The 4,493-nt window shown below is 73.0% G+C and carries 1 protein-coding gene; it reads left to right on the top strand.

Annotated features, from left to right (window positions below; all coding sequences use genetic code 11):
• Window positions 1–4,493: SDR family NAD(P)-dependent oxidoreductase (locus AC0B61_RS36950; protein ID WP_471746890.1), on the top strand; the 4,493-nt coding region annotated here is incomplete at both ends.

Here is a 4,493-nt window from a genome sequence, read left to right as displayed (position 1 = left end):
AAGTCGGAGGGCCGGCGAGGCCGCCGGCTGCGGGTGAGCCACGCGTTCCACTCGCCGCGGATGGAGCCGATGCTGGCCGAGTTCCGCGCCGTGGCAGCCGAGTTGACCTACAGCGAACCCAAGCTCGCCGTGGTCTCCAACGTCACCGGTGAGTTGGCGACCGAGCTGACGTCTCCCGAGTACTGGGTGCGCCATGTCCGTGAGGCGGTGCGCTTCGCCGACGGCATCGCGTACCTGGCGGAGCAGGGTGTCACCAGGTTCCTGGAGCTGGGTCCGGACGGGACCCTCTCCGCCCTGGCCCAGGAGATCACCGAGGGCCACTTCGCTCCCGTCCTGCGCAAGGACCGCCCCGAGGCCCTGACCTTCACCCAGGCCGTCACCGGCCTGCACGCCCGTGGCTCCGAGCTGGACTGGGAGGGCGTCTTCGCCGCTCGCGGCGCGAGCCGCACCGACCTGCCGACCTACGCCTTCCAGCACCAGCACTACTGGCTGCGCGCGACCGTTGCGGCCGGCGACGCGACGAGCCTCGGTCTGGGGAAGACCGGTCACCCGCTGCTGGGTGCGGCGATCGCCCTGCCCGATTCGGACGGTGTCCTGCTGACGGGCCGGCTCTCCCTCCAGTCGCACGCGTGGCTGGCCGATCACGCGGTGTCGGGATCGGTTCTGGTGCCCGGCACGGGTCTGCTGGAGCTGGCGATCCACGCCGGTGACCAGGTGGGCTTCGGTCAGGTCGAGGAGTTGATGCTCCAGGCTCCGCTGGTGCTGCCCGAGCAGGGCGGCCTCGCTCTGCGAGTGTCGGTGGAGGCCATCGGTGCCGACGGTTTCCGTCCGGTCGCGGTGTACTCCCGTGCGGACGACGCGGAGACCGATGAGCCGTGGACGCGCCACGCGACGGGCTTCCTCGCGGCCGGTGCCGCCGAGTCCTCCTTCGACCTGTCGGTGTGGCCGCCGAAGGGTGCCGAGCCGGTCGAGGTGGAGGACCTGTACGAGGGCCTGGCCGTGAGCGGTCTGGTCTACGGTCCGGTGTTCCGGGGCCTGCGCGCCGCCTGGCGTGCCGAGGACGCCGTCTTCGCGGAGATCGCGCTGCCCGAGGGCGTACCGGTCGACGGCTTCGGCGTTCACCCCGCCCTGCTCGACGCCGCCCTGCACGCGGTGGCCCTGGGCGACTTCGTGGACACGGCCACCTCCGGGGGCTCGTGGCTGCCGTTCGCCTGGAGCGGGGTGTCCCTGTACGCCACCGGCGCCTCCGTCCTGCGGGTGAAGCTGTCGCCCGCCGGCACGAACGCGGTGACCATCGTGACCGCCGACGAGACCGGTGCCCCGGTCGCCGCCGTCGTGTCGATGGCGCTGCGGCCGCTCACCGACCAGCTGTCCGGGGGGCGGGAGGCGGCGCACGAGGCGTTGTTCGGGCTGGACTGGTCGGTGCAGGCGCTGCCGGCGGCCGAGGCCGGTTCGTGGGCGGTGCTGGGTTCGGCGGAGGGTGTGTTCGCCGGTGGTGCGGCGTTCGCCGGTCTGGCGGAGCTGGCTGCGGCTGGTTCGGTGCCGGAGGTGGTGTTCGCGCCGATCGCCCCGTCCGGGGGCGATGACGTGGTGGGTGCCGCCCACCGCACGGCGGTGGAGGCTCTGGCGCTGGTGCAGGGTTGGCTGGCGGAGGAGCGTTTCGCCGGTTCGCGTCTGGTGTTCGTGACCCGGGGCGCGCTGGGCGAGAACCCGGCCGGTGCTCCGGTCTGGGGCCTGGTCCGGTCGGCGCAGTCGGAGAATCCGGGCCGGTTCGTGCTGGTGGACGCCGACGAGTCGGTGACCTCAGGGCTGCTCTGGTCGGTCCTCGGCTCGGACGAGACCGAGGCGGCCGTCCGCGAAGGCAGGATCGTCGTCTCGCGCCTGGTCCGTGCCTCCCGGGCGGGCGGGGCGGAGGTCGCGCTCGCGGAGGGCGGGACGGTGCTGGTCACCGGTGGTACGGGTGCGCTGGGTTCGCTGGTGGCCCGTCATCTGGTCGCCGAGCACGGTGTGCGTCACCTCCTGCTGACCAGTCGGCGTGGTCTGGCCGCCGAGGGTGCGCGGGAGCTGGCGGACGAGTTGGTCGCGTTGGGCGCGGTCGAGGTGGAGGTCGCGGCGTGCGACGTCGCCGATCGTGAGGCGCTGGCCGCCCTGCTGGCCGCCGTGCCGGCCGAGCGTCCGCTGACGGCGGTCGTGCACACGGCCGGTGTGCTGGACGACGGTGTGGTCGGTTCGCTCACTCCGGAGCGTCTGGAGGCGGTGCTGCGTCCGAAGGTGGACGCGGCGTTCCACCTGCATGAGCTGACGCGCGACCTGGACCTGTCGGCGTTCGTGCTGTTCTCCTCCGTCGCCGGTGTGATGGGCAGCCCGGGCCAGGGCAACTACGCGGCGGCGAACACCTTCCTGGACGCGCTGGCGGAGCACCGCCGCTCGCAGGGCCTGGCCGCGACCTCGCTGGCCTGGGGCGCCTGGGAGCAGAGCGGCATGGCCGGTGACCTCGGGGACACCAACCTCAACCGGATGAACCGGGGTGGGTTGGCCGGTCTGTCGGGTGACGAGGGTCTGGAGCTGTTCGACGCCGGTTGGGTGTCGGAGCGGGCGCTGTTGGTGCCGATGCGGTTGGATCTGGCGGCGGTGCGGGCACAGGCTCCGGCGGTGGGTGTGCCGCCGTTGATGCGGTCGCTGGTGCGGGTGTCCTCGCGTCGGACGGCGCAGGCGGCGACGGCCGAGACGGGTGCGCTGGCGCAGCGGCTGGTCGGGTTGACGGCCGTGGAGCGGCGGGCGGTGCTGCTGGAGCTGGTGCGTGGTCAGGTGGCCGCGGTGCTGGGCCACCAGGGTGCGTCGGCGGTGGAGCCGGAGCGGGCGTTCAAGGAGTTGGGCTTCGACTCGCTGACGGCGGTGGAGCTGCGCAACCAGCTGGGTGCGGCGACGGGTCTGCGGTTGCCGGCGACGCTGGTGTTCGACTACCCGAACTCGGTGTCCGTGGCGGAGTTCCTGCTCGGTGAGGTGCTGGGTGAGGAGCCGGAGGTCGTCGAGCCGACGGCCGTCCGGACGGCCTCGGACGACGAGCCGATCGCGATCGTCGGGATGGCGTGCCGCTATCCGGGCGGGATCAGCTCGCCCGAGGAACTGTGGCAGTTCCTGCTGGCCGACGGCGACGGCATCGTGCCGTTCCCGACCGACCGCGGCTGGGACCTGGACGGCCTGTTCGACGGTGACACCGACCGCCCCGCGTCCGACTACCTCCTGGAGGGCGGCTTCCTCCAGCAGGCGGCCGAGTTCGACCCGACCTTCTTCGGGATCTCGCCGCGCGAGGCGCTCGCCATGGACCCGCAGCAGCGGCTGCTGCTGGAGGCCTCCTGGGAGGTGCTGGAGCGGGCGGGCATCGACCCGGCGTCGGTGCGCGGCAGCCGGACCGGCGTGTTCGCCGGCGTGATGTACCACAACTACGCCTCCAGGCTCACCGAGATCCCGGAGGAGCTGGCCGGCTTCCTCGGCAACGGCAGCGCGAGCAGCGTGGTGTCCGGGCGCGTCTCGTACACCTTCGGCTTCGAGGGCCCGGCGGTCACCGTCGACACGGCCTGCTCCTCCTCGCTGGTCGCGCTCCAGATGGCGACTCAGTCCCTGAGGAGTGGCGACTGCTCGATGGCGCTGGTCGGCGGCGTGACGGTCATGTCCACCCCGGACACCTTCGCCGGTTTCGCCCTGCAGCGCGGCCTGGCGCTGAACGGCCGCTGCAAGCCCTTCGCGGGCGCGGCCGACGGCACCGGCTGGTCGGAGGGTGTCGGCATGCTGCTCGTCGAGCGGCTGTCGGACGCGCGGCGCAACGGGCACAAGGTCCTCGCGGTGGTGCGGGGTTCGGCCGTCAACCAGGACGGTGCGTCCAACGGTCTGACGGCGCCGAACGGTCCGTCGCAGCAGCGGGTGATCCGCCAGGCGCTGGTCGACGCGGGTCTGTCCACGGGCGACGTGGACGTGGTGGAGGCGCACGGCACCGGCACCACGCTGGGCGACCCGATCGAGGCCCAGGCGCTGATCGCCACGTACGGGCAGGGCCGCGAGGAGGGCGAGCCGCTGTGGCTCGGCTCGATCAAGTCCAACCTGGGTCACACCCAGGCGGCCGCCGGCGTCGCGGGCATCATCAAGATGGTCATGGCGCTGCGTGAGGGCGTGCTGCCGCGGACCCTGCACGTGGACGAGCCGACCCCGCACGTCGACTGGTCGGCGGGTGCGGTGGAGCTGCTGACCGAGGGCCGCGCGTGGCCCGAGGTCGGGCGTCCGCGCCGGGCGGCGGTGTCCTCGTTCGGCATCAGTGGGACGAACGCGCACGTGGTGCTGGAGCAGGCTCCGGTGGAGGAGCCCGCGAAGGACGAGGACGTGACGGTCGACGCCCCGGTCGCCTGGGTGGTGTCGGGTAAGTCGGAGGCGGCGCTGCGGGCGCAGGCGGCGCGCTTGGCGGCGTTCGTCGGGGAGCGGCCGGAGCTGTCGCCGGTGGA

Source organism: Kitasatospora sp. NPDC023385 (assembly GCF_055664045.1).
Note: the sequence above shows the minus strand (reverse complement) of the source record. Positions and strands in the feature narration are given on the sequence as shown.